This window comes from Streptomyces sp. NPDC001858, from assembly GCF_053594615.1.
The window spans coordinates 1-5,630 of record NZ_JBSFEV010000094.1 but is presented as its reverse complement, the minus strand read 5'-3'; the positions used below and the strand labels follow the sequence as shown (position 1 = coordinate 5,630).

1 protein-coding gene is annotated in these 5,630 nt (G+C 69.6%); it reads right to left on the bottom strand.

Annotation, left to right across the window (positions count from 1 at the left end; all coding sequences use genetic code 11):
• Nucleotides 1-5,630, bottom strand: a 5,630-nt coding sequence (locus ACWCPF_RS45180; RefSeq protein WP_451050987.1) for an amino acid adenylation domain-containing protein, incomplete at both ends; no start/stop codon positions are given.

The following is a 5,630-nucleotide window of genomic DNA, read 5'->3' as shown; positions in this document are numbered from 1 at the left end:
GCACCTGCGGAGCAGCCGTCACCGTCTCCAGCACCCTCACGAACCAACCGGCGATACGCTCCGCCGTCGACGCGTCGAACAGATCCGCCGCCGCCACGACCAAGCCCCGCAACCCCGCCGAGCGGCCGTGCTCGTCGAACTCCTCCTCGACCATCACGTCCAGGTCTATGGTCGCCTGCGGCACCGTCGGGCTGTCGACCAAAGGGTCTCCGCTCGTGGCGCGTACCCCGGACAGCTCCAATTCGGTGTGTTCCGTGTTCTGCACGGTCAGGCGGACCTGGAACAGTGGATGCCGTGCCGGGGACCTGGTCGGGGTGAGCTCCTCGACCAGCCGCTCGAACGGCACGTCCTGGTGCTCCAGCGCGTCCAGGCTCCGCTGCCGGACCCGGCCCAGCACCTCGGCGAACGTCGGATCACCCGAGAGATCGGTGCGCACCACCAAGGTGTTGACGAAGAACCCGACCAGATCGTCCAGGGCGGCGTCGGTACGACCCGCCACGGCGACCCCGATCGGGATGTCCATGCCGGCGTCGAGCCGCGACAACATCACCGCCAACGCCGACTGCAGCACCATGAACGCGGTCACGCCCTCGGCGCGGGCCAACTCCACCAGCCGCTCATGCACTTCGGCCGACACCCGCAACGGCACCGCATGCCCACGATGACCGGCCGCCGCCGGGCGCGGCCGGTCGTACGGCAACGCCAACTCCTCCGGCACCCCCGCCAACGCCTGCCGCCAGTAGGCGACCTGGGTCGACAGCAGACTGTCCGGAGCGGACTGCTCTCCCAACAACTCCCGCTGCCACAGTGCGTAGTCGGCGTACTGCACTGGCAACGGAGCCCACTCCGGCGCCACGCCACGGATCCGTGCCGCGTACGCCATGGACAGATCCCGCCGCAGCGGGGTCATCGACCAGCCGTCGGTGGCGATGTGATGCATCACGAGCACCAGCGTGTACTCGTCCCCGCCGGTCTCGAACAGCCAGGCCCGGATCGGCACTTCCGTCGCCAGGTCGAACGTGTGCTTGGCCGCCTCGGCCACGGCCTCGGACAATTGCTCCGGGCTCACCAGGCGCACCGCGAGCCGCCAGTCCATGTCTTGCCCGTCCAGGGTCCGCTGGTACGGCGCACCGTCCGCGGAGGGGAACACGGTCCGCAGCGACTCGTGCCGACCGATCACATCCCGCAGTGCCGCGTCCAACGCCGCCACGTCCAACTCGCCGCTCAGGCGCACGATCCAGGGAATGCTGTAGAGCGGGCTGGGACCTTCCAACTGCCCAAGGAACCACAGCCGTTGCTGCGCGAACGACAACTCCGGCCGTTGCGGACGTGCCCCCGCCCGCAGCGCCAGCCGCGCCCGGTCCGCGCTCCGCCCGGCCAGCCACTCGGCCAACCCCGCCACCGTCGGCACATCGAACAGAAGCGGCAGCGGCAACTCCACGCCCAACAGTGCGCGCACCCGCGACACCAGCCGCACCGCCAGCAGCGAGTGTCCGCCCAGCCGGAAGAAGTCGTCATCCATGCCGACCCGCTCCAGCCCGAGCACTTGCGCGAACGCCCCGAGCAGGATCTCCTCCTGCACCGTGGCCGGCGCCCTGCCCTCCTTCACGCCCGCGCCGTAGTCCGGGGCGGGCAACGCCCTGCGGTCCAGCTTGCCGCTGGCGGTCAGTGGCAACTTCGCCAGTGTCACCACGGCGGCCGGCTCCATGTAGTCGGGCAACCGTTGCCCGACGTACTCCCGCAGCTCGGCCGCCAGCCCGTTAGCCGGCCCGTCCGCAGCGGCGTCGGCGCCGACAGGTACCACGTAGGCGACCAGCCGCTTCTCGCCGGGCGTGTCTTCCCTCACCAGCACCGCCGCCCGGGCGACACCCGGATGGCTCTGCAGAACCGCTTCGACCTCGCCGGGTTCGATCCGGAAGCCGCGGATCTGCACCTGCTCGTCGGCCCGGTCGACGAACACCAGCTGCCCGCCGGGCGTCCACTTGACCAGGTCCCCGGTCCGGTACATCCGCTCCCCCGGCCCGAACGGGCAGGCCACGAACCGCTCCGCGGTCAGCCCGGCCCGGCTCACATACCCACGGGTCAGCTGGGCACCGGCGACGTACGCCTCGCCGACCACACCCGGCGGTACCGGCCGCAGGGCACGGTCCAGCACGAACACCCGGGTGTTGCAGAGCGGCACCCCGATCACCGGGGACTCGTCCGCTCCCAGGGGCGGTGAAATGGCCGAGCCGACGGTCGTCTCGGTCGGCCCGTATCCGTTGTGGAAACGCCGGCCGGGCGCCCACCGCCGGATGAGGTCGCCGTCCAGGGCCTCACCGGCGGAGACGAGCGTGGTCACCGACCTCATGTCCTCGGGCCGCAATGTGGCCAGAACCGCAGGCGGCAGCCCCGCGTAGGTCACCCCATGGCGCGCGACGACCTCGGTCAACCCCCCGCCAGGCAAGAGCTCGTCGGCGGCGGCCACGACGAGCGCGGCACCCGAACACAGTGCGCAGACCAGCTCCCACGTCGCCGCGTCGAACCCGATCGAGGCGAACTGCAGTACGCGTTCTCCAGCACCCACGCCCAACCGATGCCGGAAGGTCGCCACCAGATTGGCCACACCCGAGTGGGCCACCGCCACCCCCTTCGGGGTGCCGGTCGAGCCCGAGGTGTAGATGACGTACGCCAACCCCCGCGAGGCCACGCTCACCGGCGGGGCCATCGTGGCGCACTCGGCGAGCCGTACGCGTACGTCAGGATCGCCCAGGACGACCGTCGGCAGACCGTACGTGCGGTGCGGGTCGCGGAGCCCGGACGAGGTCACCAGGACCGTCGCGGCGCTGTCTTCGAGCATGAACTCCACGCGATCCGCCGGAAGACGCGGATCCACCGGAAGATACGCCGCCCCCGCCTTCCACACGCCGAGCGCGGACACCACGAAATCGACGCCGCGGTCCACCAGCAGAGCCACCACCGACTCCGCACCCACGCCGGCCTCACGCAGGTACCAGGCCAGCCGGTTCGCCCTCGCGTCCAGCTCGGCATACGTCAGTTCAACGCCGTCGCCCACCACCGCGGTTGCGTCCGGCGCCCGTAGGACCTGCGCCTCGAACAGCGCATGCGCCGTCGTGCCGACGTCGTCCAGCGCGGTGTCGTTCCACTCGACCAACACCTGATCGAGCTGTTCGGCGCCAAGTACGTCGACCGCGTGCACCGAGGTGTCGGTACCTTCCCGCAGTGCGTCGTTGAGTGTGCCGACGAGGCTCTCCACCGCGGTACGCACCAGCCTGCCCACCGCGTACGGGTCCACCGGACCGGCCGCCTGTACACGCAGGTTCATCCCGCCGGCGCCCAGTTCGTTGGCCTCCACAGCCAGCGGATAGTTGGTCCGATCCTGAACGTGAAGCGTTCGGAGGCCTGCTATCGCGTCCTCCCAGACACCACCCCCGACCCGGTCGGCTTCCGCGCCAATGCTGTGGCGGTAGTTGAACAGGGAGGTGAACAGGGGTGTGTTGTCCTCAATGCCGCTGGCCTGCTGCGCCACAGCCAACGGCGCATGTTCGTGCTCCAGCAGCGCCGCCAGCTGCGAGCGCATCTGCTCCACGGCAGCCCGCACTCCGACACCGTTGGTCCGCACCCGCACCGGCAGCGTGTTGATGAACGGGCCTACGACCCGGTCGGCACCCGCACCCGCGTTCATCCGCCCGAACAACACCGTCCCGAACACCACATCGTCACGACCCGAGACCACGGCCAGCACCCGAGCCCACGCCACATGCAACACCGTCGCCACGCTGACACCCAGACGCTGCGCCACCTCACGCAGCCCCTCGACGACCTCCTGCGGTATCGGCACCACGCCGGTCACCGACTCCATGCCGTCGCCGCTGACGTCCATGAGTCCGTACGGAGCGGTCGGCTCGGTCACGTCCCCCAACAACTCGGCGAAGAACCGCTCATGTTCACTCCGCGGAACGCTACGAGCCTGAGCGACGAAGTTCCGCAGCGGCAGCGCCGGCCCCAACTCGTCCTGCCGCCCGCCGAGGATCGCCCGCAGTTCCTTCACGAGAACGTCCGTGCCCTCGTGGTCCTGCACCATGTGGTGCGTCCGCAGTAACCCGAGCCAACGGCCGTCCGCAACCTCGGCCACATGCAGGTCCATCAACGGCGGCCGCCCGAGATCCATCCCCGAGCCAACCAGCTCGACCAACGCCGCCACCGGATCGGCTCCGGCACGCTCCAGCACATGGGTCACCACCGGCATCACGGCATGCCGCAGCACCACCTGCACCGGCTCCGGCACGCCTTCCCACACCACCGCCGTCCGGTAGATGTCATGCCGATCCACCACCTGTTGCAGGGCTCGGGCGAACCCGTCGAGCCGTGCCCGTGAGTCGAACTCGAACACCCACACCGTCACATACGGGTCTGTGCCTCCGTCGGCCATCAGGTGGTGGAAGAGCAACCCCTCCTGCAGCGGTGCCAACGGATACACGTCCGCCACATTGGCCGCGCCACCCTCCACACCTGCGACGATCCGCTCCACATCGACATCCGACAACTCCACCAACGGCAACATGTCCGCCGTGATCCGCCCCGCAGCCACCGGAATCACATTCTCCGGCACCACCACCGGCACCACCGCAACCGCCCCAGCCAAACCAGCCGGCGTCGGAGCCTCGAACAACGTCAGGACCCTGAGCTCCACACCGAGTCTGGCCCGTATCCGGGACAGCAGCTCGACCGCCAACAGTGAGTGCCCGCCCAGCCGGAAGAAGTCGTCATCCACGCCCACCGAGTCCAGCCCGAGCACCTCGGCGAAGACCGCGCACAGGATCTCCTCCTGCACCGACACCGGAGCCCGACCACCACTGACATCAGCGGCATAGTCCGGCGCCGGCAACGCCCGACGATCCACCTTGCCGTTCACCGTCAACGGCAACTCGTCCAACACCACCACCGCGGCCGGCACCATGTACTCCGGCAACCGCCGCCCCGCCAACTCCCGCACCTGCTCCGGCAGATCGCCCGCAGTCGCATCCGCATCGGCCACCACCACGTAAGCCACCAACCGCTTATCCCCCGGCAGGTCCTCCCGGACGACCACCACGGCCTGACCGACCAGCGGATGACTCTGCAGAACCGCCTCGACCTCACCGGGCTCGATCCGGAACCCCCGCACCTTCACCTGCGCATCCGCCCTGCCCACGAACACCAACTGCCCATCCGGCAACCACTTCACCAGATCCCCGGTCCGATACATCCGCTCACCCACCCCGAACGGACACGCCACGAACCGCTCCCCCGTCAACCCCGCACGCCCCACATACCCCCGCGCCACCCCAGCACCCGCCACATACAACTCACCCACCACACCCACCGGCACCGGCCCCAAACCCCCATCCAGCACAAACAACCGCGCATTAGCGATCGGCCCACCGATGACCGGCCGATCACCCACCCCCAACGGCACCGACATCGACGCACACACCGTCGCCTCCGTCGGACCATACGCATTCACCAACCGCCGCCCCACCGCCCACCGGCCCGCCACCACCGCATCCAACGCCTCACCCGCCGACACCAACGTCGACACCGAACCCAACTCCCCACCACCCAACACACCCAACACCGCCGGCGGCAAC